The following is a 25,753-nucleotide window of genomic DNA, read 5'->3' on the forward strand; positions in this document are numbered from 1 at the left end:
ATGAGTTTCTCGAACAAGGAACAGGGTCATCGTCACAATGAAGCGCTGCTGCCGGCGGCGCGGGATATCGATGCACTGGTGCGGGCCGAACATCACGACCCGTTCGCCATTCTTGGCCCCCACGGCGACGGGGCCGGCGGGCAATTCATTCGCGCTTATCTGCCGGACGCCTTGAGCGTCGAGGTGCTGGCCCGGGATGGCGGGCAGGTGCTGGGCGAGCTTGAGGCTACCCAGACTCCCGGTCTGTTCGTCGGTCATTTCGAGCGGGCACAGCCCTATCTGCTGCGCACACGCTGGGCCGGTGGCGAGCAGGTCACCGAGGATCCTTACAGCTTTGGTCAACTGCTCGGCGAGATGGACCTGTACCTGTTCGCCGAGGGCAATCACCGCGACTTGAGCAGTGCCCTGGGCGCGCAACTGAAAACCGTCGACGGTGTCGACGGCGTGCGCTTCGCCGTGTGGGCTCCGAATGCCCGTCGGGTGTCGGTGGTTGGTGATTTTAATAATTGGGACGGGCGTCGCCATCCGATGCGCGTGCGTTATCCGACGGGCGTCTGGGAGCTGTTCATTCCGCGCCTGAAAGCGGGGGAGGCGTACAAGTACGAAATCCTCGGTAAAGAAGGCATCTTGCCGCTGAAGGCCGATCCCATGGCCCTGGCCACCAGCCTGCCGCCGGACACCGCCTCGAAAGTGGCCTCGCCGCTGAAGATCGACTGGCAGGATCAGGACTGGATGCAGGCGCGGGTCGAGCGGCAGCGACACAACGCGCCCCTGTCGATTTACGAGCTGCACGCCGGCTCCTGGCAATGCGAGCTGGATGATCTGGGCGAAGTGTCCCGCCAGTACACCTGGCCGGAACTGGCCGAACGGCTGATTCCCTACGTCAAAGAACTGGGGTTCACTCACATCGAACTGATGCCGATCATGGAGCACCCGTTCGGTGGTTCCTGGGGCTACCAGTTGCTCTCGCAGTTCGCCTCCAGCTCCCGTTACGGCAGCGGGGATGAGTTCGCCGCCTTCGTCAACGCCTGCCACCAGGCCGAGATTGGCGTGATCCTCGACTGGGTGCCGGCGCATTTCCCCACCGATACCCATGGCATGGCCAATTTCGACGGCACGGCGCTGTACGAATACGGCAATCCCCAGGAAGGCTTTCATCAGGACTGGGACACGCTGATCTACAACCTGGGGCGCACCGAGGTCCACGGCTACATGCTGGCGTCGGCGCTGCACTGGCTGAAGCATTTCCACGTCGACGGCCTGCGGGTCGATGCGGTGGCGTCGATGCTCTACCGCGACTATTCGCGCAAGGCCGGCGAGTGGGTGCCGAATCGTCACGGCGGGCGGGAGAACCTGGAAGCCATCGACTTCCTGCGGCATCTGAACGACGTGGTCGCCCTGGAAGCGCCGGGCGCCCTGGTGATCGCCGAGGAATCCACGGCCTGGCCGGGGGTCAGCCAGAGCACGCAACAAGGCGGTTTGGGCTTTGCCTACAAATGGAACATGGGCTGGATGCACGACTCGCTGCACTATATCCAGCAGGATCCGGTGTACCGCGCTCACCATCACAACGAACTGAGTTTTGGCCTGGTGTACGCCTGGTCCGAGCGCTTCATCCTGCCGATCTCCCACGATGAAGTGGTGCACGGCAAGCACTCGCTGATCGACAAGATGCCGGGGGACCGCTGGCAGAAATTCGCCAACCTGCGGGCGTACCTCAGTTTCATGTGGACCCATCCGGGCAAGAAGCTGCTGTTCATGGGCTGCGAGTTCGGCCAGTGGCGCGAGTGGAATCACGATCAGCAGCTGGACTGGTATCTGTTGCAGTACTCGGAACACAAGGGTGTGCAGAAGCTGGTCAGCGACCTCAACCGCCTGTACCGCGACGTACCGGCGCTGCATGAACAGGACGACGTGCCGCAGGGCTTCCAGTGGCTGATCGGCGACGATGCGATCAACAGTGTCTACGCCTGGCTGCGCTGGAGCCGCGAAGGCAAGCCGGTGCTGGTGGTGGCCAACTTCACCCCGGTCCCGCGTGAGGCGTATCGCGTCGGCGTGCCGTTTGCCGGGCGCTGGAAGGAGTTGTTCAACAGTGATTCGGCGATCTATGCAGGGTCCGACTATGGCAACAGCGGCGGGGCGGATGCCGAAGAAGCGCCGAGCCATGGGCAGGCGTTGTCGCTGGTGTTGAATCTGCCGCCGTTGGCGGTGTTGATGTTGAGTCCGGAGGGCTGACCCGACACCGCGATTGCGGTGTGACAGTGACACAGATGTTGAATGGGTTGGCCCTATCGCGGGCAAGCCCGCTCCCACAGGGTGTTGGTCGTTCACAACTAATGTGTACGCCCAAGACACTGTGGGAGCGGGCTTGCCCGCGATTTTTCAGGGGTTCACACCAAATAGTTCTTCAGCTCGCGGGCGATCACCATCCGCTGAATCTCGCTCGACCCTTCATAGATCTGCGTAATCCGCGCATCCCGGTAGTACTTCTCCACCGGATAATCTTCCAGATACCCATACCCGCCATGAATCTGGATCGCCGAAGAGCAGACCTTCTCGGCCATTTCCGATGCGAACAGTTTGGCCTGGGACGCTTGCGACAGGCACGGCTTGCCGGCGCTGCGCAGGCGCGCGGCATGCAGGATCAGCAGGCGTGCGGCGTTGATCTGCACTTGCATGTCCGCCAGCATATTGGCCACGCTCTGGTGCTCGATGATCGGTTTGGCGAACTGCACGCGGTCGCGGGAGTAGGCCAGCGCCGCTTCGAACGCAGCACGGGCGATGCCCAGGGCCTGGGCGGCGATGCCGATGCGACCGCCTTCGAGGTTGGACAGGGCAATGGCCAGGCCTTTGCCGCGCTCACCCAGCAGGTTGGCTTCGGGGATGGTGCAGTTGTTCAGGGTGACGGCGCAGGTGTCCGACGCGCGGATGCCCATCTTGTGTTCGGTGCGGTCGACGATGAAACCGGCGGTGTCGGTAGGCACCAGGAACGCCGAAATGCCGCGCTTGCCCAAATCCGGGTCGGTCACGGCGAAGACGATGGCCAGCTTGGCCCGCTTGCCGTTGCTGACGAATTGCTTGGCGCCGTTGATCACCCACTGGCCGTCGCGCAGTTCGGCGCGGGTGCGCAGGTTGTGCGCTTCGGAACCGGCCTGGGGTTCGGTCAGGCAGAAGCAGCCGATGGTCTGGCCGCTGGCGAGGTCCGCCAGCCAGGTCTGTTTCTGTTCTTCGCTGCCGTAGTTGAGCACCGGCCCGCAGCCCACGGAGTTGTGGATGCTCATGAACGCGCCGGTGGCGCCATCGCCGGCGGAGATCTCTTCCACCGCCAGGGCGTAGGCGACGTAATCGACATAGGTGCCGCCCCATTCCTCGGGGACCACCATGCCCAGCAGGCCCAGCTCGCCCATCTTCGCCACCAGGGCGTCGTCGATCCAGCCGGCTTTTTCCCAGGCCTGGGCGTTTGGCGCGATCTCGCCGCGGGCAAAGTCCCGGGCCATGTCGCGGATCATGATTTGCTCTTCGCTCAGTTCGATATCGTGCATGGCTCAGTTCCCGCTCTGGTCAAACCCGGTGAAAAAACTCGCCACGTGTGCGGCGTCCAGCGCCTGCAGGGTCGGCGGATTCCAGCGCGGGTTCTTGTCTTTGTCGATCAGCAAGGCGCGCACGCCTTCGATCAGGTCGCCGCGCTCGAACCATTGGCGGTCCAGGTGCAGCTCAAGGGCGAAGCATTGCTCGAGGCTCAGGTGGCGGCCGCGACGGAGCATTTCCAACGTGACCGCCATGGCCACGGGCGAGCGGGTGGCCAGCAGGTCGGCGGTGGTCGCGGCCCACTCGTGGCTGTCGGCGACGGTCACTTCGCGCAGTTGCTCAACAATACTCGGCACGTCGGGCAAGGCGAAGAAGTGGTCGATGGCCGGGCGCAGCGCTTCAAGCGGAGCGTCGGGCAGTTGCTGCACGGCGAGGGTCGCCAGCAGGCCCTGGAGGTCTTTGAGCGGGGTGTCGTGCCATTGCAGCTGGTCGAGCTGTTCGTCCAGCGTGGTCAGCTTGCTGCTGTCCAGGTACCAGTCGGCCAAGCCGCAATACAGGGCATCGGCGGCGCGGATCTGCACGCCGCTCACCCCAAGGTAGATTCCCAGTTCGCCCGGCACCCGTGGCAGGAAGTAGCTGCCGCCGACGTCCGGGAAGTAGCCGATGCCGACTTCCGGCATCGCCAGCCGGCTCTTTTCGGTGACCACCCGCAGATCGGCGCCTTGCACCAGCCCCATGCCGCCGCCCAGGACGAAGCCGTCCATCAGCGCCAGGACAGGTTTGCGGTAGTGGTGAATGGCGATATCGAGGGCGTATTCCTCGACGAAGAAATCGACGTGCAGGGTGTCGCCGCTTTTGAAACTGTCGTGCAGCGAGCGAATGTCGCCACCGGCGCAGAAGGCTTTTTCGCCAGCGCCGCGAAGGACAACAGCATGCACTTGAGGGTCCTGCGCCCAGGCGTCGAGCTGGCGCTGCAGGTGGCGAACCATGTCCAGGGTCAGGGCGTTGAGGCCGGCGGGGCGGTTGAGGGTCAGGTGACCGATGTGGTTGCGGACTTCGGCCAGCACGTCGTTCTGCGTGGCATCCATGGGCCGGTCGCCCTTCGATGTAACCTGAGCAGTCATCAGTAACTCCCTGCTTTTATTGTTCTTTATAAAGAAGCTCGCGCGCGAGCGTTGCAGGATCGTAACAGTGCAAATTTGTGATGTACAACGGGGATATGTGCAGGTGCTGTCTGCGTTTTTGCAATCAGCTCACGTACCTCCCTGTGCCCCCTGTGGGAGCGAGGCTTGCCCGCGATGGTGGTCAACGATAACGCTGGCGGCCTGATGCCCCTCGGTGGCGGGACCTCCATCGCGAGCACGCTCGCTCCTACAGGGGGGGAGGACAGCAATCAGGCGCTGGCGTGGCTGAGCACTTCACCAATGCTGCGACGCCTGGCGTACAGTTCGCTGGTATGGACCAGCTTCTCCAGCTCTTGCGGCGTAACGTCAATGAAGGCCTCCATGTCCGCCAGCGCCAGTTTCAGGTCATCGGCCGTGATCGCCTGACTGTCGATCGGCGGGTGATCGGCGGGCACCATCGGCACCGGCTCGGCGGGACGCTTGGGATACCGGACGCGCGTCAGATTGTTATAGGCCACCGCGCACAGCACCATCACCAAAGCACTGAGCATCACCGGCCCCAGCGCCATCCAGTCCAAGGAAACCGTCACAGGATCGGCCAGCACCGTGGTCGCCGCCACCGCGCCTGCCGGCGGGTGCAGGCAACGCAGCCAGCACATCAGAACCACCGCCATGCCCGCCGCCAGACAAGCGCTACCCAACGTACGACCAAGCACATGGGCTGCCAGCAACCCCATCACCCCGGCGCACAGATAGCCACCGACAATCGACCACGGCTGCGCCAGCGCACCGGAAGACACCGCAAACAGCAGCACCGCCGACGCCCCCAGCGGGCCGATCAGGTGCTGCGCCGCCTCGATGCCGAACACCAGGCTGCAGATCCAGACACTGGCCAGGGTGCCGATGGCCATGCCGATGGCGGCACGGCTCCATTCCGTGGGGCGGGTATTGATAGCGGCAGGCAACCAGCGAGCGAGCATGATGAAAACCGTTCCGTAGACAAAAAAACGAGGTAAAAAAAAGGCTTGCCGGGAATACCCAGAAAGCCCTTGAAGGTGTTCCAACTATTGGGGGAGGAACGATGATAGTTTGCCGACATCAAGTGTTACTGACAAATTCATATTAATGAAGCTTCAGTTCATTAATTCTGATGCAAAGCGACCCGTCGACCGCTCAGGAAACACAGCAATCCCCCCATCGCCGTCAGGGCGCTCAAAGCATAGAACATCGTCGGCGCCGGCGTGTGCATCAGCAGATAGCCACAAAGCACCGGACTGGCTGCGCCACCCAACGCCGCCAGGTTCTGCGCGCCGTAATAACTGCCCCGCAGTTCCTCCGGGGCCAGGGTGTCGACGAAAAGGAATTCCGAGGGATAAATGATCATTTCCCCGAGGGTGAAGACGAACATCGCCACGCACCAGCTGACCATGCTGTCAGCGAGGCTGAAGCCGATCAGACCGAGAATGAACAGGCTGGTGCCACCGGCGATCCAGTAGCGCAATTTTTCCCGGGTGATGAAACGGCCGAACTGGTACTGCAACAGGATCACCGCAATGGCGTTGCAGGCGAGCAGGGCAGCCATGATGTCCAGGGCCCGTTTGTCGTCGGTGGTCACCAGCAGGTACTGCGACAGGTACAGGGTGAAACGTCCGTGGACCACCGTGCTGAGCAGGCAGCCACAGGTGAACATGATCAGGGTGCGGTCGTTCTTCAGGGTCACCAGGGTCTTGAGGAAACTCTGCGGCTGGCCAATGACTGGCCTCGGCGCCGAGTCCCTGGGAATCCCGACCATCAGGAAGATGCTGAAGAACGCGATGGCGCCGGCAATCAGGAACGGCGCAATCGGATAGTAGCCGGCGATGGTCACGCCGAGCATGGGGCCGGTGGCGTAGCCGATGTTGGTCAGGGTGTAGCGAATGGAAAACGCCTTGGCGCGCTGGCCGATCGGCAGGTTTTCGCTGAGGATCGCCTTGGAACCGATGAGGAACAGCGCCGACGCGGTTTCGGTGATGATCAAGGTGAGGGTGGTCAGGTACAGGTTTTCGGCGAAGGTCAGCAGCACGAAGCCAATCGCGCTGGACAGCATCGTCAGGATCAACAGACGGCGCTTTTCCAGGCGATCGATGATGTAGCCGCCATACAGGGCGAGCAGGGTGGCGATGAACACCGCAATCCCCAACAGCAGACCGACGTCCTGATGGTTGAGGCCCAGCTTGTTGCTCAGGAACAGCGTGAGCAAGGGACTGCTGATGGCTCGGCTGACGACGATGGTCAGCGAGACGATCATCAGGCGGCGGATAACGAGCGAGTAATTGAACACGGTGGGGCAAATGTCCTTATTCAGATGTGTAGTGTTCGACGATGTACCGAGTTGCGCCCATTCGCGGGCAAGCCCGCTCCCACAGGAGGCTGCAGTGAACACAATATTGGTGAGCACTGCAGATCCAATGTGGGAGCGGGCTTGCTCGCGAAGAGGCCGGGCCAACCAACAAATGACTCAAGCCAGGCACCGTTCCAGCCCATCAACCGATTCCAGTGCTTCCAGCCGCCACAACTGCTCGACCAACCCCATCGCCTGCTGCCGCGAGATCACCCGCGTCGCCAGGCTGTAGAACTTTTCCACCAGCGCCTCGTCACTCAACGGATTGCCCGGCGCTCCCAGAGGTGGATCGACACACAGGCTGGCCAGCCGACCGTCCACGGTCCGTACACTGACCACCGGCTCGCCATCCTCTGACAGTTGCGGATCCACCTCAAGACGAATGCGCGACAGCCAGCGAGCAATTCGCGGATCGTCGCGCTGCGCCTCGTCATAAGCCTCAAGCCGGCAATGGCCATGCACCAACCGCGCGGCGAGGGCGTAGGGCAGGCTCATCTGCGCCGCCGCCAGGGTGCCGACATCCTGGCTGCCGCACATGTCCTTCAGAAACCCGCACAACGACACCTGGACATCCTCTACCTGATCGGCGCCGACCTGCAATTGCGCAAGCAACAACCCCAGCGCATCGATGGCCGAATGGGTGCCCCGGCAGGAGGCGTAGGGTTTGATCGAGCAGCGGGCGAGTTTCCACACCGTCCCCAGATCGGCATCCAGCGCTTCGGGTTGAGCGGTCTGCGAGGCCAAAGTCCTGAGAAATCCGCCCCAGACATCGTCGAACAGTTTCGACGGCCCGGTGACGCCTTGCCCGGCAAACCGCGCCGCCAGCAAGCCGCCCTCGGCCGCGCGACCGCTGTGCAGTTTTTTGCTTTGCGAGCCATCGTGGATGAAGGCCCACAACCCGCCGCTGAAACTGCCCGCGATGCCGAGCGTGGCGAGCATTTGCTCCGTGTTCAAACCCAGGATTCGTGCGCTGGCCGCCGCCGCGCCGAACACGCCGCAGGTCGCGGTGGAGTGCCAGCCGGCACCGTTGTGGGCGCTATAGCTGCCGCAGGCTTCGAGGACCCGACGGCCGATCTCGTAGCCGATCACCACGGCAGTGATGAACTCGCGTCCGCTCACAGGCTGCCCGGCCAGCGAGACCGCCGCCATGACCGCCGGCAACACCACGGCGCCGGAATGATCGCAGCCACCGGTGTCGTCCAGCTCCAGCGCGTGGGCGGCGACACCGTTGAGCAAGGCCGCCTGAGCCGCGCCGAGTCGCAGGTCGGTGCCCCAGACCAGGGTCTCACCGACGTCGCCCTCGAACACCCGGCGTGCCTGCAGTGCCACGCTGCTGTCAGCGCCGGCCAGGGTTGCACCCAGGGTGTCGAGAATATGTCGCTTGGCTTGCGCCACCAGCGTTGGCGGCAAATCCTCGAACCGGGTCTCGACGCAAAACTGCGCCAGCCGTTGCATCCGTCCGGTCATAGGAGGTAATCCCGGTAATGCCGCTCATACACTGACGCCGGATGATCCTCGGTCACCGGCGCCGCGGACTCCGCCCACCATTGCGCGACTTCAGCTCCGGTGGCGATCCACACGTCATCGCGCTGCTGGATACCTTCGAGCAGCTCGCGCAACACACCGATGCGTCCCGGCGTGGCGATGATTTCCGGGTGCAGGCGCAGCACATAGCACAGGCCGAAACGATGAAACCCGGCGAAGTCCATCTGCAGGTTGCCCAGGGTGTGGCTGTAGGAGGCGATCCGCGATTGGGCCGGTGGCACCGCCGGGCTGAGGTTGAAGGCGAAGTAGGGCTCGTCCTCCAGTTCGTAGTGCAGCGGCAGTTCGATCACATCAGGGGCGGTCGGGTGGGCGAACGGCAGGTCATCGCCGCGCCACGAAGACGACCAGCCAATACCCTGATCGCGCAACGCCTCGATGAAACCCGGTGCGCCGTTGCCGGCGGGGATGCGGAAACCACCGGGACGCTGCCCGGTCAATGCCTGCAAGGCCTGGCAGCCCCGGGCAATTTCCGCGGTCTGTTGCGCCAGATCGAGGTTGTCGTAGTTCTGGTGACGATAGCCTGCACAGGCGATTTCATGGCCGCCGGCCTGGATCGCCCGCAGGTGCCCGGGGTTTTCCTCGGCGACGATGCCCGGGACGAACCAGCTGCTACGCACGCCCAGTTCCCTGAACAGCCCGAGCAAACGCTCGACGCCGCGCTGAGTACCGTAGCGCCAGACCGACAACGTCTTGTCGCGCCCGGCGACTTCCGGGGCCTGGGTGAGAATGCCGTGGATGTCGTTGTAGTCGACGGTCAGTACCACGGCGCAGCGGTAGCCCTTGGGCCAGGTAGTGAACTCAGCCATGGTGATGCTCCTTCAGCCACCAGTGGGCGACGTCGCGGCAGGTGGCGAACCAGACGTCGTCTCGTTGGCGCATGTGTTCGAAGAGTTTTTCCAGCAGCAGGATGCGCCCCGGTTTGCCGGTGATCTTGGGGTGGAACAGGGTGGTCAGGCACAGGCCTTCGTCCATGGCGCCGTCGTATTCGCGACACCAGTTGTCCAGGGTCAGTGCGTAGCTGGCGGTACGGTCCAGTCCTGAAGGAAAGTCCGGCGCACGGGTGTAGGCGATGGAGGCGTAATCGTCCATCTCCCAGCGACCGGGGATTTCCACCAGCGGCGTGGCATGACCCGCCACGTTGACCAGATAGGGCCGGTCATCGCCGCGCATGCTGCTGGAGTAGGTCACGCCGGCTTCCACCAGCATCGCCGGGGTCTCGGCGCGCCAGTCGCCGGACGGGGTGCGGAAGCCTTCGGCGCGGATGTTCAGGTGTTTCCAGAACACCTCGCGGCAGCGCTGCATCACGTCCTTCTGCTGGTCCAGCGTCAGGGCGTAAAAGGATTCGTGTTTGTAGCCGTGATACGCCACCTCATGCCCGCGCTCGACAATCGCCTGGGACTGTTTCGGCCAGTTCTCCACCACCCACGCGGGGACGAAGAAGGTGGTCGGCAGGCGGAATTCGTCGAGCAGATCGAGGATCCGCGGCAGTGCCCGATAGGGGCCATAGCCGCCGAAACCGAAGTACTCGGGCTTGTGCCAGATCGAACCGTTGAGCATGGCATCGCCCGTGGGGCCGTCGAGGTCGAAGGCCAGGGCCAGACAGGCCTTGTGGTTGTCGGGCCAGGTGGACTTGAGTGAGGAGGACATCGTGGTGCTCCAGCTTTCTATAGGCAAAACACAATTCATGTGGGAGCGGGCTTGCCCGCGATGAGGGTGGCACTTTCAACATCAATGTCGCCTGCCAGTCAGCCATCGCGGGCAAGCCCGCTCCCACAGGTACTACATTTGACTCAGATATCTACTTGCCGGCGTTAATGGTCACCGTCTTGATCGCCCCCAGCTCCAGGTCCCACTTCTTCAGGATCGCCTGGTAGCTGCCGTCGTCGATCATGCTTTGCAGGGCGACTTTCACCGCCTCGCTCAGCTCAGGCTTTTTCTTGCTCACACCAAGGCCGGTGAACTGCGAGGAGATCGGCAGGCCCACGGTCTTGTACATGTCCTTTTCCTGGGTCTTCAGATACGGCAGGGTTTCGCTGCCCTGCATCGCCGCGTCGATGCGGCTCTGGCGCAGTTGCGCCCGGGCGTCGGCGGAGCCTTCGGTACCGATCACGGTGATCGCGGGCTTGCCGGCGGCTTCACAGTTGGCCTTGCTCCACTCGGCGATTTCCGCCGGGAAGGTGGTACGTCGGCTGGTGCCGACTTTCTTGCCGCACAGATCGACGATCTCGTTGGTGTCCTTGTTTTTCTGCAAGGTGTAGAACTGCGGGCCGCTGGTGAAGTAGTCGACGAAGGTCACGCTGGCCTGACGCTCGGCGGTGTCGGTCATGCCCGACAGCACCATGTCCACGCGGTCGGTGGTCAGGGCGTTGATCATTTGCTCGAAGCCGGTTTCCTGCCACTTGATCTTCACGCCCAGGCGTTCGGCCAGGGCATTGCCCAGGTCGACGTCGACGCCGGTGAGGGTGTTGGTGGCCGGGTCCTTGAAATCCATCGGCGGGTAGTTGGGCATGATCGCGACCACGATCTCGCCCTTGTCCTTGATGCTGGCCGGAAGGTCGGCGGCGAAGCTGAAACCGCAAGCCATAACGCCTGCGAGTACTGCTGGAATAACGAAGTTCTTCATGGGTCGTTCTCTTATGAGTGTTTTTTTAACGCCAACCGGCGTTCAGGTTCGAACGGCAGAAATGAAGCTTTGGGTGCGAGGGTTTTGCGGACTTATTAGTATTTCTTCGGGGCTTCCTGCCTCCACGATCTGCCCGCCGTCCATGAACACCATGCGGTTGGAAACTTCGCGGGCGAAGCCCAGTTCATGGGTGACGACGATCATGGTCATGCCGGTCTGCGCCAGGTCGCGCATCACCGACAACACCTCACCGACCAGTTCCGGGTCGAGTGCCGAAGTGGGTTCATCGAACAGCATCAGCTTGGGGCGCATGGCCAGCGCACGGGCGATGGCGACACGTTGCTGCTGACCACCCGACAGTTCGATCGGGTAGCTGTTGCGCTTGTCGGCCAGGCCGACGCGGGCGAGCAGTTCCAGGGCTTCTTCGGTCGCCTCCTTGGGCGAACGCTTGAGCACCTGGCACGGCCCTTCGATGATGTTTTGCAGCACAGTCATGTGCGGGAACAGGTTGAAGCGCTGGAACACCATGCCGGTGGACAGGCGCTGGCGGGCGATCTGGGTTTCGGTCAGCTCGTGTAGCTTGTTGCCGACCACGCGGTAGCCCACCAGTTCGCCGTCGACCCACAGGCCGCCCTTGTCGATCTTTTCCAGCTGGTTGACGCAGCGCAGCAGGGTGCTCTTGCCGGAGCCGGACGGGCCGATGATGCACAGCACTTCGCCTTGCTCGACCTCGATATTGATGTCCTTGAGCGCGTGGTAACTGTCGTAGTACTTGTTCAGGCTCACGGCCTTGACGATGCTTCTCATGTCGGATTCCTCAAGAACGCTTGCCGGCGCCGCGAGCGAAACGTCGCTCCAGACGGCTTTGACCGAAGGACAGCACAGTGACGGTGGCCAGGTACCAGATACCGGCGACGATCAGCAGCTCCATCACGCGGGCGTTGGCGTAGTAGATGTTCTGGGCGTTGTAGAGCAGTTCCGAGTACTGGATGACGCTGGCCAGCGAGGTCATCTTCACCATGCCGATGAACTCGTTGCCCACCGGCGGAATGATGATCCGCATGGCCTGGGGCAGGATGATCCGGCGCAGTGCCTGCAGGCGCGGCATGCCGATCGATTTGGCTGCCTCGTACTGCCCGGTGTCCACCGAGAGCAGGCCGGCGCGCACCACTTCGGCGGTGTAGGCGCCCTGGTTGATGGAGAGGCCCAGCAGGGCGGCCACGAACGGTGTCATCAGGCTGACGGTGTCGAGTTCGAACACCCCCGGAATGCCGATAGTGGGAAAGATCAGCGCCAGGTTGAACCACAGCAGCAGTTGCAGGATCAGCGGCGTGCCGCGAAACAGCCAGGTGTAGGTCAGTGCCACATAGCGCAGGATCGGGTTGGCCGACATGCGCATGATCGCGGTGATCACCCCGAACAAGATGCCCAGGGCCATCGCCAGCACGGCCATGATGATGGTGTTGAGCAAGCCCCACATGATCGCCTGGGAGGTGAGGAACTGGCCGATGTACGACCATTCGATCTTGCCTTCGGCGAAGGCGCGCACCAGGCCCAGCAGTGCGACGACGATCAGGGCGGCAAAGAACATCCGCCCGTAGTAGCGCCGGGGCACGTGTTGATACTGGGTGATGTCGAACTGGTTTTCCGCCAGTTTGCGCTCGGCCTGGAGTCGTTGTGCCTGTGTCTGGCTCATGTTGTTTCTCCGTACACCGCCTGTTCAAACCGGCGGCATATATGGTTGTTCAGGTGAAACACTGTCCCTGTGGGAGCGGGTTTTGTGTCTGCTTCAGAGGCGGAAACCCTGATAGTCCTCAGTCCAGCGCTGCTGCGCGGCGAGGGCGGTTTTCAGGCGGCCGATCTGCTCGCGTACCTGTTGCGGCGCGGTGCCGCCCCAGCCGTTGCGGGCGGCGATGGCGGCTTCCAGGGTCAGGCTTTCGCGTACTTGCGGCGTCAGTCGCGGGTCGATCTCGGCCAGCAGCGCCGGGGAGGCTTCCCACAGTTCGATGTCGTGTTTCTCGCAGGCCTTGACCAGCGCACCGGTGATTTCATGGGCTTCCTTGAACGGCACGCCGCGCACCGCAAGCCAGTCGGCGACTTCGGTGGCGAGGGTGAAGCCAAGCGGTGCCTGACGACGCAGTTCCTCGACGTTGACCGTCATGGTCGCCACCATCCCGGCCATCGCCGGCAGCACCAGCAGCAGGGTGTCGACGCTGTCGAGCACGCCGTGCTTGTCTTCGCTCAAGTCGCGGTTGTAGGACAGCGGCAGGGATTTGAGCGTGGACAGCAGGCCGGTCAGGTTGCCGATCAGGCGACCGGCCTTGCCCCGTGCCAGTTCGGCGATATCCGGGTTCTTCTTCTGCGGCATGATCGAGCTGCCGGTGGCGTAGGCATCGTCCAGCGCGATCCAGCGGAACTGGCGCGACGACCACAGGCAGAACTCTTCGGCCAGACGGGAAATGTTGACCCCCAGCATGCTGGCGATGAACAGGAATTCGGCGACGTGATCGCGGCTGGCGACGGCGTCGATGGAGTTTTCGCACACCCCGCTGTAACCCATTTCCCTGGCCGACTGCTGCGGCATGCGGGCGATGGCCGAACCGGCCATGGCTGCAGCGCCCAGTGGCGACAGCGAGGTGCGTGCGTCCCAGTCCACCAGGCGCTGCACGTCACGCAGCATCGATTGGGCGTGGGCCAACAGGTGGTGGGCGAACACGATCGGCTGCGCCTGCTGCAGGTGGGTGAAGCCGGGGCAGATGCTCTCGACGTGCTGTTCGGCCTGATTCACCAGCGCCTGTTGCAGCGCCAGCACTTCCACGGCCAGGGTGCGGACGTGATCACGCAGGAACAGGCGCAGGTCGTTGGCGGTCTGGTCGTTGCGCGAGCGACCGGCGCGCAGCTTGCCGCCCAGGGCGCCGAGGCGCTCGGTCAGCAGGCGTTCGATGAACGTGTGGACGTCTTCGTCGTCCAGGGTCGGCGCGATGCTGCCAGCGCGAAAATCGCTGCCGATCTGCTCCAGAGCGTCGAGCATGGTCCGGGTTTCCTGCTCGCTCAGAAGGCCTGCGCGCTGCAATTCCCGGGCGTGGGCCTTGGAGCCGGCAAGGTCGTACGGCGTCAGGCGGAAATAGCGCTCCGGGCAACGGGAGAGGGCAGCCAGGGCTTCGGACGGACCGCTTTTGAAGCGAGCACCCCAGAGACGGTCGGTGGTTTGAGACATTGTTGTTTTCCTCGTCGATAACGCGAACTGAAAGCGTGTGCCAGACCTGAAATCCGCAGCGAAAAACATTCGCTCAAGATCAGGTCAATTCAATTTCAAGGGCAGGGGAACAGCGCAGTTGCAAAGGGGCGAGAGCTGATCGAAATGTCAGCTTTTAATATTTGCGAATCAGTGATTTGGCACTGATGTTCGGGATTTTTTGGCAGTTGCCAAGCCTGGTTTTCTGTGTTCATTATTATTTAGGCCAGCTATGTTTTTGTTGTTGGACACAGATTGTTGAATTGGGCGCCAGAGGTAAATAAGCATTATGGAAACCCCACTTTCCAATTCCGGAAACCCGCCGCTGAAAGCGCCGCAACGGGCGCCGCTGGCCCTCAGCGGGCTGGATTTCAAACTGCTCAAGGTGTTCAAGGCGGTGGTCGAAGCGGGTGGTTTCAGCGCGGCGCAGAACGAACTGAACGTGGGTCTGGCGGCCATCAGCAAACAGATCTCGGACCTGGAAATCCGCATCGGCATGCGCCTGTGCACCCGTGGGCGCGAGGGCTTTCACCTGACTGAAGAGGGACGCATTGTTTATCAGGCGTCCATTGACTTGTTTGCTTCCGTTGACAACTTTCGTGATCGGCTTAGTTCGGCGCAAAATGAACTTGTCGGTGATCTTGGTGTGGGGGTTATTGATAATACTATTTCCGATCCTTTATCGCCGTTAGTTGCTGCGCTTAGAGCGTTGAGCGAACAGTATCCGAAAATAAGATTTCAACTTCAGGCATCTCAGCTCGATGAAGTGGAACGGGGCGTGGTAGAGGGTCGGCTGGTCGCCGGGATCGTGCCGGTTTATCAGCGGCGGGAGGAATTCGACTACTACCCGTTATACGAGGAACGCTCGGAGGTTTATTGCGCCGTCGGCCATCCGTTGTTCTCGATACCGGCCGATCGGATGAGCAGCAACATGCTCAAGGATTACGAGTGTGTTAATCACCGTTATGCGATTCATCGCGACAAACTTAACTTCGCTCACTACGACAGTTCCTCAGCCTCGGCGACTCAGGTCGAGGCCGTGGCATTGTTGATCAGGACCGGTCGATTCGTCGGCTTTCTTCCGCAACATTACGCGGCGCAGTGGGTGGCGCAGGGGCAGTTCCGGGCACTGTGTCCGGAACTGATCCACATCGCTACACCGTTCAATCTGATTCTGCGTCACAACGTTGTGCGCAGTCCGCTGGTCAAGGCATTCGCCCAGGCGCTGGGCGTGGATCTGAAGTCCCCGACCTGAGGACGTCAGGCGACGCCCTGCGCCGGCCACTGCTGATGCGGAATCGGCAAATTGCGCGACTCGCCGCGACCCATCGGGAAGTACATGAAGCCGTTGCGGGACAGGCGTTCGGCGTCGTACAGGTTGCGCCCGTCGAAGATCACCGGGGCCTTGAGGCGCTGGCGGATCAGGTCGAAATCCGGGGCCTTGAACTGCTGCCATTCGGTGCAGATGATCAGCGCATCGGCGCCGTGCAACACCGACTCCGGGGTGCCCATGAGCATCAGTTTCGCCTCGTCGGGGTACAGGTTCTGGGTTTCCTGCATCGCTTCGGGGTCGAACGCGCGCACGCTGGCGCCAGCGGCCCACAGGGCTTCGAGCAGCGCGCGGCTCGGGGCATCGCGCATGTCGTCGGTGTTGGGCTTGAACGCCAGGCCCCACAGGGCAAAGGTCTTGCCGCGCAGGTCGCCCTTGTAGAAGGCTTTGACGCGTTCGAACAGCTTGTGTTTCTGCCGCTGGTTGATCGCCTCCACCGCTTGCAGCAGGTCGCTGGAGCAGTGGGCTTGCTCGGCGCTGTGGATCAGGGCGCGCATGTCCTTGGGGAAGCACGAGCCGCCATAGCCGCAGCCGGGATAGATGAAGTGGTAGCCGATACGCGAGTCGGCGCCGATGCCCAGGCGCACCGATTCGATGTCGGCGCCCAGGTGTTCGGCCAGTTCGGCGATCTGGTTGATGAAGCTGATCTTGGTCGCCAGCATGCAGTTGGCGGCGTACTTGGTCAGCTCGGCGCTGCGCAGGTCCATGAACATCACGCGGTCATGGTTGCGGTTGAACGGCGCGTACAGATCGCGCATCACGTCGCGGACCTCATCGCGTTCGCAGCCGATGATGATGCGGTCCGGACGCCGGCAATCGGCCACGGCCGAGCCTTCCTTGAGAAATTCGGGGTTGGAGACGATATCGAACTGCAGCAGGCGCCCGACCTTGATCAGGCATTTGTCGATGTGCTCGCGCAGCGCATCGCCAGTACCCACCGGCACCGTGGATTTCTCCACCAGAATCACCGGTTGCTCACGGTGGCGCGCCACCGCTTCGCCCACCGATAGCACATAACGCAGGTCCGCCGAGCCATCCTCGCGGGACGGCGTGCCGACGGCGATGAACAGGACCTGGCCGTGTTGCACGGCGAACTTTTCGTCGCTGGTGAACTGCAATCGTCTGGCCTCAAGGCTTTCGCGCACCAGGCTGGCCAGCCCAGGCTCGAAGATGCTGACGTGACCCTGCTGCAACAACTCGACCTTTTTCTGGTCAATGTCCATGCACACCACGTCATGGCCGACTTCAGCCAACACGGCTGCCTGCACCAGACCGACGTAACCGCTGCCAAATACACTGATTTTCATCGGGTGTTCCTGTCCTGATCCACTCAGGATCAGAATTAACAGCTCGATGTTTCAGTTCATCTATCGGCTGCCGGGGCCTTGGTCGGATCGACAATTGACTTTCCCGACCATGATCGGCAGCGTAGCGACCTTCTTTTTTTGCCCTTTTTTTGTACTTTTTCATTCAAGGCTGTTTCGTTTGACTGACTTACCCGTTGTTGATGCAACCCTCGCCAAACCCAATCCGCTGACGGTGTATCTGGCGCGACTGGCGCCATCCAGCCAATTGACCATGCGCTACGTGTTGCAGGACGCCGCCGATCGCCTGGGCTTCGAGGACGTGAACATCGAGGAAATCCCCTGGCATGGGTTGCAGCCTGAGGATGTGATTGCGTTGGTGGCGACATTGCGTGCCGATGGTTATGCGCCCAACACCTCGTCGCTTTACGTCAATGCGGTGCGCGGGGTGATGAACGAGGCGTGGCGCATGAGCCTGATCAGCCAGGAGCATTTGCTGAAGATGCGCTCGGTCAAGGGGATTGCCGGTACGCGACTGTCCCAGGGGCGCAATCTGCGGCGCTCGTTGATTCGCGAATTGATGGATGTCTGTGCGGCCGACCCCCGGCCTCAGGGGCTGCGGGATGCGGCGGTGATCGCGATTCTGTATGGCTCGGGGATGCGCAAGTCCGAATCGGTGAATCTGGAGTTGAGTCAGGTCGATTTCGCCGAGCGCAGCCTGCGGGTTACGGCCAAGGGCAATAAGCAGTTGATCAAGTACGCCCCGGCCTGGGCGTTCGCCAAGCTCGATGCCTGGTTGGAGTTTCGCCGTTCACAGCTCAAGGAGGGGGAGGAGGACGATGCCTTTCTCTTCAACCGCATTCGCCGTGGCAGTCATATCACTCGCGAGCGCATCACTAAACACGCGATCTATTACATCGCCCGCCAGCGTGGGACGCAGGTGGGGGTCAAGATCATGCCCCATGATTTCCGTCGGTCGTTCATTACCCGGGTGATCGAGGAGCATGATCTGTCGATTGCGCAGAAGCTGGCGCATCACAGCAATATTCAGACGACGGCCAATTATGACGTTCGCGATGACAACGAACGGCGCAGGGCAGTGGATCGCTTCGACCTTTGATTCACCGAGATCCCCTGTAGGAACGAGCAGGCTCGCTCCTACAGGGGTGTTGCGTCTGGCTTATGCCTCGCTCAGCACATGCGCATGACCAATGGTCGAGACGTGGACGGCGCTGCCAGCAGGGGGGGCATACATGCCGGAGCTGCGTACGAGCAGGGAGCGGCCTGACTGTTCGCCGCTGGCGCAGGCTTGGAGTTCGACGGTCAGGGTGCAGGTGTTGCCGCTGAAGTCGCGGTCGGTGACGACGGCGCGGCAGCCGGTGACTTCGGCGGTGTGGGGCAGGATGTTGGCCAGTTGCAGTTGTTCGGGGCGCAGCATGATTTGGGCGGCGCTGTTGTTGCGGTGGTTGTTGACGGGGATGCGGCCCAGGTCGCAATGGGCCCAGCCGGCTTCGATGCGGGCCGGCATGACCACGGCGTCGCCCAGGAACAGCGCGGTCTGGACATCGCCGGGGTAGCGGTAGAGGTCCAGCGGATGGCCGGACTGCACCAGGCGACCATGGCGCATCACCGCCAGTTGATCGGCGAAGGACAGCGCTTCGCTCTGGTCGTGGGTGACCAGGATGGTGGTGACTCCGGCTTCGGCCAGCAGGCGTGCCACCAGTTTGCGCATGTTGGCGCGCAGGCCGGTGTCGAGGGCCGAGAACGGTTCGTCCAGCAGCATCAGCCGCGGTTGCTGGGCCAGGGCCCGTGCCAGTGCCACCCGTTGCTGCTGACCGCCGGACAGCTCATGGGGCCAGCGCTGGGCCATGGTCGAATCCAGCGCGACGCTGTCCATCAGTTCGGCAATGCGCTGATGCCGTTCTTCACCCTTGGTCGCCAGGCCGAAACCGATGTTGGCCGCCACCGTCATGTGCGGGAACAGCGCGCCGTCCTGCGGCACATAGCCGATCAGGCGCTGGTGCGCCGGGACTTCATGGGTGCTGTCGACCAGGGTCTGGCCGTTGAGCGACAGGCGGCCGGAGTCCGGGAACTCGAAGCCGGCGATCATCCGCAACAGGGTGGTCTTGCCCGACCCGGACGGACCGACGATCACCGTGCGGCTGCCGGTGGGCACCGACAGGCTGACGTTATCCAGGGCCTTGTGCGTGCCGTAGTGTTTGGTGAGCGAATGCAGTTCCAGAGTGTTCATCGGCCGGCCGTTTTTTTGGATTGGTGATAAAGGATTCCGGTCAACGGAAGCGACAGCACAATCATCATCAGGGCATAGGGCGCCGCGGCGGCGTAGTCGATTTCGCTGGTCATGGCCCAGAAACCGGTAGCCAGGGTGCGCGTGCCGTTGGGGGCGAGCAGCAGGGTGGCGGTCAGTTCGTTGGTGATCGCCAGGAACACCAGCGCCGCGCCCGCCGCAGCGCCCGGCGCAGCCAGACGCAGAGTGATCAGCCACAGCGCATGGCTCGGCGAACGGCCGAGGCTGCGCGCCATGTTCTCCAGTTCCACCGGCGCCTGGGCGATTCCCGCCCGCAGGCTGACCAGCGCCCGGGGCAAGAACATCAGCAGGTAAGCCAGCAGCACCGTGATGGTGGTCTGGTAGATCGGCCGGGCGAAGTGGATGGTCACGGTGACCAGTGCCAGCGCGACGACAATCCCCGGCAGGGCGCTGGTGATGTAGTTGCAGCTTTCCAGCAGCCGCTGCAGCCGGCCCGGTGAGCGAATCGACAGCCAGGCAATCGGAATCGCCGCGCAGGTGGTCAGGGCCGCGCCCGCCAAGCCGAACAACAGGGTCTGCTCCAGCGCCGGCAACAGTTCGGGCAAATTCCAGACCTCAAGGCCCCCGGCAATCAGCCACTTGCCCAGCGTGATCAGCGGCACGCCCAGGGCCAGGGCACAGGTGGCGATCTGCAGTAGCAGTGCGAACAACGTTGCCGGCCCCCTCAGGTTGACGACCCGCTGCTCCCGGGCGCTGCCGGAGCCGACGCGGGCATAACGCGCATGGCCACGGGCGGCGGATTCGGCGGTCAGCATCAACAGGCAGCACAGCGCCAGCACGCCGGCCATCAGGTTGGCGGCAGGTCCGTTGAAGGTGGATTTGAACTGATCGAAGATCGCCGTGGTGAAGGTGTCGAAGCGGATCATCGCGTACAGGCCGTACTCGGCCAGCAAATGCAGGCCCACCAGCAGCGCACCGCCGCAGATGGCCAGGCGCAGTTGCGGCAGCACCACCCGGAAGAACACCGCCCAGGGCTTGAGCCCCATGGATTCGGCGACGTCCTCGATGGCCGGGTCCAGTCGACGCAAGGTCGCGGCAACCGGCAGGTACAGGAACGGGAAATAGGCGATCACCGAGACCAGCACCCCGGCGAACAACCCGTGGATCGGTGGCACCAGGCTGACCCAGGCGTAGCTGTGGACGAACGCCGGCACCGCCAGGGGCGCGGTCGCCAGCAACGACCAGGCGCGACGGCCGGGCAGGTTGGTGCGTTCGGTGAGCCACGCCAGGGTCACGCCCAGCGCGATGCACAAGGGCACGGTGATGACCGCCAGCAACACGGTGTTGACCATCAGTTCCCCGACCCGTGGCCGGAAAACCAATGGCACCACCTTGCTCCAGCCGGTATCCAGGTAAACGCCGATCACGAAGGCGATGGGCAGCAGGGCCAGCAACGAAACCAGCACCGACAGGCTGACCACCCACGCGCCACCACGGCTCGCGAACAGACCGCGCGATCGTCGACGCAGGTTAGCGGATGTCGGGGGTGCGACATCCGCCGGCAGGATTTCAGGCATCAATTAGAGCAGTCCGGCCTGAGTCATCAGCTCCACGGCTTTTTTGCTGTCGAGTTTCGACGCATCGACGCTTGGCGCATCGAGCTGCTGCAAAGGCACCAGTTTGGGGTTGGATTGCGCGTCTTTGCCCACGGCATATTCAAACGACTTGCCATCCCTGAGCACCGCCTGACCGTCCTTGCCGGTGATGTACTTCAGGAACGCCTGGGCCTGTTCCTGATGTTTGCTGGAGGCCAGAACGCCGCCACCGGAAATGCTCACGAACGCACCCGGATCCTTGTGCTTGAAGTAGTGCAGGGCAGTGTTTTTGCTGTTCTCGCCGGTCTTGTTCTGATCGACGTAGCTGTAATAGTGATAGATCACGCCGCTGTCGATCTGGCCGGCATTGACCGCCTTGAGCACCGAACTGTTGCCGCGATAGGCGGTGAAGTTGGTTTTCATCGCTTTCAGCCAGTCCAGGGTCGCCGCTTCGCCTTTCTGCTGAAGAATCGCCGCGACGATGGCCTGGAAGTCAGCGCCGCCTGGCGATGCAGCCCAACGACCTTTCCACGCGGGGTCGGCCAGGTCCATGATCGATTTCGGCAGCTGCGCCTCGGTCAGTTTGCTCGGGTTATAGACGAACACCGTCGAACGTGCGGCGATACCGACCCATTTGCCGTGAGACGGACGATAGGCGGAGTCGACCTGCTCCAGCGTCGCCTTGTCGACCGGTGAAAACAGGCCCGCGTTGTCCACCAGGACCATGGCGGGGGAGTTTTCGGTCAGGAACACGTCCGCCGGCGAGGAAGCGCCTTCCTGCACGATCTGGTTGCCCATCTCGGTGTCGTCGCCATTGCGCAAGGTGACCGGAATCCCGGTTTCCTGAGTGAAGCCTTCAACCCAGGCCTTGGTCAGGCCTTCGTGCTGCGCGTTGTACACCACAATGCCGACGCCATCGTCTGCATACACGTGGCCAGCACTCACCAGGGCGGTGGCCAGCAGGGCTTTTTTCAGGAAGGAAGGGATTCGGACAATCATGCTATGGCAGCTCCAGTTTTTTTAATCGAGCAAGCAGATTCGACGGCGGGGGACGTCGATTATTGTAGATCAATAGGAATCATTTGCAGGTTTGGCGCGGCGGCAAATGTAATGGGTGAAATGAGAAAAATTCGTCAATTGGTCGGGGTGCTCAAAACTGTGGGAGCGAGCAAGCCCGCTCCCACAGGGGGGGTGTTAGCCGGGATTTGTGGACGGACAGGTCTTCTGCGTCCCGCTCGAGGCCTGGCTGATCAACGCCGCCAGGCGCTTGACGTTGGTCTGCTGTGCCGCCACCAGTTCATCGATGGACGGTCCCGAGCGCGTCTGCAACGTGCTGCGGCAAGACATCATCACCACATCGTCACTGCGCAAGCGCCACTTCACATCCAGCAACCCGTACTGGCCGGGAATCGAGTCGAAGCGCTGCACCTCCAGACGCACCGACACCTTGCGCTGCGGGCTGCTGTTGACCATCTGGTCGAGCAGGGCACTGCGCAGTTCGTCCACCAGGCTGGCGCCCCACCATTGGGTTTCGAGGATGGCCATGCCGGTATTGCCCTCGCGCACGACAATCTGTGGACGGTCGACCTGGGGCGGCACGGTCAGGCCTTCGATCTGGATATCCGTGGTCGCCCGGGTGTTGCCGCTTGGCAGGGCCGGCGTCAGGGTGTGGAACTGAATCGGATCGCTGCGGCAGGCGGCCAGCAATGACAGCGCGGCGATCAACGCAATCTTCAGCGGAAAAGCCATGAGTGATGCTCCTTTGGTCATTTGCTTGGCGGCCCTTGCATGTCGATCGGCGCGGCGTTGTCCGGACGGCCGCGGATCAGCGACTCCGGATGGCGTCCCAGGTAGTCCGCCAGGTCACGCAGGGCGCGCGAGGTGCGTCCCAGTTCGTCCAGGGTCTGCCCCAGTTTTTCCCGCTGCGGCGAATCATCCGCCAGGGTGGAATTGGCGGATTGCAGCGTGGTGTTGGCCGATTGCAGGGTTTTGCTTACGTCAGTGAGGGTGTTGGAGACACCGGGCAGGGTCTTGGCGTTGAACTGTGTGAGGGTTTTGCGCACTTCCACGAGGTTGGCGTCCAGATTGCCGGCGATTCGCTCGATAGGCAGCTGATTGATCTTGGTGACCATGGCCTCGAGTTTTTCCTGCAACTGTTCCAGGCTGCCCGGAACGGTGGGGATCATCACTGGACGTGCGGTCGGATCGAAGACGACTTTCTCCGCTTTCGGGTAGAAGTCCAGGGAAATGTACAGCTGACCGGTCAGCAGATTGCCGGTGCGGGCCTGGGCACGCAGGCCGTTCTCGATGAATGCGCCCATGATCCGCGCGGATCCGGCTTCGTCATTGGGGTCATGATTCAGGGCCTTGAGCATTTTGGTATGGGCCTGCCCCAGACGCTGCGGATAAATCACGATGCCGACGTTGACCGGGAAACTGCGTTTTTTCGCGTCGAAGTCCAGGTTGACCGACACCACCTTGCCGATCTCCATGCCGAGGAATTCCACCGGCGCATCGACCTTGAGCCCGCGCAGCGCCTGATCGAAACGCAAGGCCAGGTATTGAGCCTTGCCACTGGGCGGGGCGAGGGCGGTTTGCTGGTCCTCGAACAGTTCGTAGGCATATTCCTCCGGCGCCGGTTTGTCGTCCGGGCTGTATTCGGGAGCGCGGAAGGCAATACCGCCCACCAGCATCGACGACAGGGATTCGGTCTTGACCGCGAAACCGTTGGCGCCGACGTTGACGTCAATGCCGCTGGCATTCCAGAACCGGGTGTTTTCGGTGACGTACTGATCATTGGGCGAGTTGATGAACAGGTCGATATTCACGCCCTTGCCGTCCGGGTCCAGCGCATAGGCCACCACCTGGCCGACCGGAATCTTGCGGTAATAGACGGGTGAGCCGATGTCCAGCGAGCCAAGGTCCGGAGTGTGCAGGGTAAAGCGCTTGCCCGGCTCGCCGTAGGTGATGGGCGGCGGGTTCTCCAGGCCCTTGAAGTTCTTCGCACGGCTGTTGTCCTGGCCGATGTCGGCGCCGATGTAATCACCCGACAACAAGGTGTCGATACCCGATACGCCGCCGGCCCCGATTCGTGGCCGCACCACCCAGAACTGCGAATCCTTGCGGGTGAAGCTTTCGGCCTGCTTGGCCAGTTTGATGGTGGCATTCACGCTCTTCTGGTCGTCGCTCAGTTCCACGTCTTCGACATGGCCGATGACCACGCTGCGGTACTTGACCTCGGTCTTGTTGGCAACCAGCCCGCTACCGGTCTTGAAGGTCACGACGATGGTCGGTCCCTGCTGCATGATGTTGTGCACCACCAGCGAGATCCCCACCAGTACCGCGACGATCGGCACGATCCACACCAGTGACACGCTGAATCGCCGTGTCTTGATCGGCGCTTGGCCGGGGGCCTGTGGCCCGTCAGTGGCTTGTTGCTTCATCCGTGACCTCCTCGATGTGTGAACCTTCGTCGCTGGTGTCCCAGATCAGACGCGGGTCGAAACTCATGGCGGCGAGCATGGTGAACACCACCACCAGGCCAAAGAACAGAATGCCCGGCCGCGGCTCGATGTCGGCCAGGGCCTGGAACTTCACCAGCGAGGCCACCAGGGCCACGACTATCACGTCGAGCATCGACCAGTAACCGATGACCTCGACGAAGCGGTACATCTTCGACCGTTCCTTCTGGGCCCACAGGCTCTTGCGCTGTACGGTGACCAGCAGCATGCCCAGGGCGACGAACTTGATGCCCGGCACCGCGATACTGGCGATGAAAATGATCAGGGCGATGTCCCAGGCGCCGTGGGCCCAGAAATCCAGTACGCCGCTCATGATGGTGCTGTCGGCACCGTTGCCGACCATCTTGGTGTTCATCACCGGCAGCAGGTTGGCCGGTACATAAAACACCAGGGAGGTGACGAGGTAGGCCCAGGTGCGGGTCAGCGAGTTGGTCTTGCGCCGGTGCAGCGGCGCGCCACAACGCGGGCATTCGTGGGGCTCGTCGGTCATGTCGCAGGCCAGGTCACAACTGTGGCACAGGCACAGATTCAGCTCGGCGGCTGTAGGGGGGGGCGTTTGTGAGATTGTCATTGGAGATCCCACAGGTCACGGATATCGCGGCCGGCGATACGGATCATCACCAGGCTGAGGATGGCCAGGGCGATCAGGCCGATGCCGGGCAGCACATCGAGGAAGCCGGCGAGCTTGATCACCGCGACCATCGCGCCCAGCAGGCAGACTTCCAGCATGCTCCAGGGCCGCAGCGTTTCCAGCCAGCGCATGCAGAACTTGAAGGCCGGGGCGCGCTGATGGCCGAGGGCGAAACCCAGGACCCAGATCAGCAGCACCAGCTGGAAGATCGGCGCGATGATCATCGAGATCGCCGCCACCATCGCAATGAAAGTGATCGGCCCCAGGCTCAGGGCCAGCACCGAGTCCCACAGGGTCGCGCTGTTCTTCAGGCCCTGCAGGCTGATGCTCATGACCGGATAGAAGTTGGCGAAGATCCACAGCATCAGCGCGGTCAGGGTCAGCGCCAGGCGCTGCTCCACCGTCAGGCCGTTATACCGCTGAAGCACGCCGCCGCAGCGTGTGCACAGGGTTTTCTGATGTTTGGCGAGCGTGGTTTTCTCGTACACGCAGTCGCAGTGCTCGCAGATGATCAATTGGTCTGTCGTTGCCATGGGCCAGGCTCGATGAATGCAGAATTGATGAGCACCCCCTCAATATAGAAGTGACTCGCGATTGAGCAAATCGAAAGACTGAACGAACTACGGACCGGTGGCTGACACCGCTTCATGTAGGAGCTGCCGAAGGCT

22 protein-coding genes are annotated in these 25,753 nt (G+C 62.4%); 3 read left to right on the top strand and 19 right to left on the bottom strand.

Features of this window, described 5'->3' with window-relative positions; all coding sequences use genetic code 11:
* Positions 1-2,235: a 1,4-alpha-glucan branching protein GlgB gene (glgB, locus tag HNO86_RS26320; protein ID WP_175379848.1), complete on the top strand. Its 2,235-nt coding sequence runs from the start codon at positions 1-3 to the stop codon at positions 2,233-2,235.
* Positions 2,236-2,390: 155 nt separating this feature from the next.
* On the opposite strand, the gene HNO86_RS26325 is transcribed toward glgB, so the two are convergent.
* From HNO86_RS26325 to argH, 11 genes are all read right to left on the bottom strand, one after another.
* Complete coding sequence (locus HNO86_RS26325; RefSeq protein ID WP_175379849.1) at positions 2,391-3,542, bottom strand: acyl-CoA dehydrogenase family protein; 1,152 nt, start codon at positions 3,540-3,542, stop codon at positions 2,391-2,393.
* A 3-nt stretch (positions 3,543-3,545) separates the two neighbouring features.
* On the bottom strand, positions 3,546-4,652 hold the full coding sequence (locus HNO86_RS26330) for an enoyl-CoA hydratase/isomerase family protein (RefSeq protein WP_175379850.1): 1,107 nt from the start codon (positions 4,650-4,652) through the stop codon (positions 3,546-3,548).
* 269 nt (positions 4,653-4,921) lie between these two features.
* The gene (locus HNO86_RS26335) at positions 4,922-5,632 is read right to left on the bottom strand and encodes an HPP family protein (RefSeq protein WP_175379851.1); all 711 of its coding nucleotides are present in this window, start codon (positions 5,630-5,632) and stop codon (positions 4,922-4,924) included.
* Positions 5,633-5,793: 161 nt separating this feature from the next.
* Positions 5,794-6,972 carry an MFS transporter gene (locus tag HNO86_RS26340; RefSeq protein ID WP_175379852.1) on the bottom strand — a complete coding sequence of 393 codons (1,179 nt, stop codon included), beginning with the start codon at positions 6,970-6,972 and terminating at the stop codon, positions 5,794-5,796.
* A gap of 177 nt (positions 6,973-7,149) precedes the next feature.
* Complete coding sequence (locus tag HNO86_RS26345) at positions 7,150-8,499, bottom strand: MmgE/PrpD family protein (protein ID WP_175379853.1); 1,350 nt, start codon at positions 8,497-8,499, stop codon at positions 7,150-7,152.
* The gene (locus HNO86_RS26350) at positions 8,496-9,383 is read right to left on the bottom strand and encodes a polysaccharide deacetylase (RefSeq protein WP_175379854.1); all 888 of its coding nucleotides are present in this window, start codon (positions 9,381-9,383) and stop codon (positions 8,496-8,498) included. Before HNO86_RS26350 ends, HNO86_RS26345 begins: the two co-directional genes overlap by 4 nt.
* A complete protein-coding gene (locus HNO86_RS26355) occupies positions 9,376-10,224 on the bottom strand; it encodes a polysaccharide deacetylase (RefSeq protein WP_175379855.1) in 849 nt (282 codons plus the stop codon). The genes HNO86_RS26350 and HNO86_RS26355 overlap by 8 nt, the downstream gene beginning before the upstream one ends.
* 151 nt (positions 10,225-10,375) lie before the next feature.
* Positions 10,376-11,200, bottom strand: a complete 825-nt coding sequence (locus HNO86_RS26360) for an ABC transporter substrate-binding protein (RefSeq protein WP_175379856.1) — start codon at positions 11,198-11,200, stop codon at positions 10,376-10,378.
* Positions 11,201-11,242: 42 nt separating this feature from the next.
* Entirely contained in the window at positions 11,243-12,007 is a 765-nt protein-coding gene (locus tag HNO86_RS26365) for an amino acid ABC transporter ATP-binding protein (RefSeq protein ID WP_175379857.1), read from the bottom strand.
* A 10-nt stretch (positions 12,008-12,017) separates the two neighbouring features.
* Positions 12,018-12,896: an amino acid ABC transporter permease gene (locus HNO86_RS26370; protein WP_175379858.1), complete on the bottom strand. Its 879-nt coding sequence runs from the start codon at positions 12,894-12,896 to the stop codon at positions 12,018-12,020.
* A 93-nt stretch (positions 12,897-12,989) separates the two neighbouring features.
* Positions 12,990-14,417 carry an argininosuccinate lyase gene (gene argH / locus HNO86_RS26375; RefSeq protein ID WP_175379859.1) on the bottom strand — a complete coding sequence of 476 codons (1,428 nt, stop codon included), beginning with the start codon at positions 14,415-14,417 and terminating at the stop codon, positions 12,990-12,992.
* A gap of 307 nt (positions 14,418-14,724) precedes the next feature.
* Here argH and HNO86_RS26380 point away from each other — a divergent pair, with 307 nt between their 5' ends.
* Positions 14,725-15,690: a LysR family transcriptional regulator gene (locus HNO86_RS26380; RefSeq protein WP_175379860.1), complete on the top strand. Its 966-nt coding sequence runs from the start codon at positions 14,725-14,727 to the stop codon at positions 15,688-15,690.
* Between the two features lie 5 nt (positions 15,691-15,695).
* Here HNO86_RS26380 and HNO86_RS26385 read toward each other — a convergent pair whose 3' ends face one another.
* A complete protein-coding gene (locus tag HNO86_RS26385) occupies positions 15,696-17,072 on the bottom strand; it encodes a UDP-glucose/GDP-mannose dehydrogenase family protein (protein WP_175379861.1) in 1,377 nt (458 codons plus the stop codon).
* A 178-nt stretch (positions 17,073-17,250) separates the two neighbouring features.
* Between HNO86_RS26385 and xerC the strand changes: the two genes are divergently transcribed.
* Positions 17,251-18,189 (top strand): tyrosine recombinase XerC, encoded by a 939-nt coding sequence (xerC, locus tag HNO86_RS26390; protein WP_372242563.1) that lies wholly within the window; start codon positions 17,251-17,253, stop codon positions 18,187-18,189.
* 60 nt (positions 18,190-18,249) lie between these two features.
* Here the strand turns inward: xerC and HNO86_RS26395 are convergent, their stop codons facing one another.
* From HNO86_RS26395 to HNO86_RS26425, 7 genes are all read right to left on the bottom strand, one after another.
* A complete protein-coding gene (locus HNO86_RS26395; protein ID WP_175379862.1) occupies positions 18,250-19,320 on the bottom strand; it encodes an ABC transporter ATP-binding protein in 1,071 nt (356 codons plus the stop codon).
* Complete coding sequence (locus HNO86_RS26400; protein ID WP_175379863.1) at positions 19,317-20,915, bottom strand: iron ABC transporter permease; 1,599 nt, start codon at positions 20,913-20,915, stop codon at positions 19,317-19,319. The genes HNO86_RS26395 and HNO86_RS26400 overlap by 4 nt, the downstream gene beginning before the upstream one ends.
* A gap of 3 nt (positions 20,916-20,918) precedes the next feature.
* Positions 20,919-21,932 (bottom strand): iron ABC transporter substrate-binding protein, encoded by a 1,014-nt coding sequence (locus tag HNO86_RS26405; protein ID WP_175379864.1) that lies wholly within the window; start codon positions 21,930-21,932, stop codon positions 20,919-20,921.
* Positions 21,933-22,127: 195 nt separating this feature from the next.
* The gene (locus tag HNO86_RS26410) at positions 22,128-22,682 is read right to left on the bottom strand and encodes a membrane integrity-associated transporter subunit PqiC (RefSeq protein WP_175379865.1); all 555 of its coding nucleotides are present in this window, start codon (positions 22,680-22,682) and stop codon (positions 22,128-22,130) included.
* A 17-nt stretch (positions 22,683-22,699) separates the two neighbouring features.
* Complete coding sequence (locus HNO86_RS26415; protein WP_175379866.1) at positions 22,700-24,376, bottom strand: intermembrane transport protein PqiB; 1,677 nt, start codon at positions 24,374-24,376, stop codon at positions 22,700-22,702.
* Positions 24,357-25,025: a paraquat-inducible protein A gene (locus tag HNO86_RS26420; protein ID WP_175379867.1), complete on the bottom strand. Its 669-nt coding sequence runs from the start codon at positions 25,023-25,025 to the stop codon at positions 24,357-24,359. Before HNO86_RS26420 ends, HNO86_RS26415 begins: the two co-directional genes overlap by 20 nt.
* Positions 25,022-25,618, bottom strand: a complete 597-nt coding sequence (locus tag HNO86_RS26425) for a paraquat-inducible protein A (RefSeq protein ID WP_175379868.1) — start codon at positions 25,616-25,618, stop codon at positions 25,022-25,024. Before HNO86_RS26425 ends, HNO86_RS26420 begins: the two co-directional genes overlap by 4 nt.
* Positions 25,619-25,753 lie beyond the last annotated feature (135 nt).

The organism is Pseudomonas sp. C1C7 (assembly GCF_013359595.1).
Classification (GTDB): domain Bacteria; phylum Pseudomonadota; class Gammaproteobacteria; order Pseudomonadales; family Pseudomonadaceae; genus Aquipseudomonas.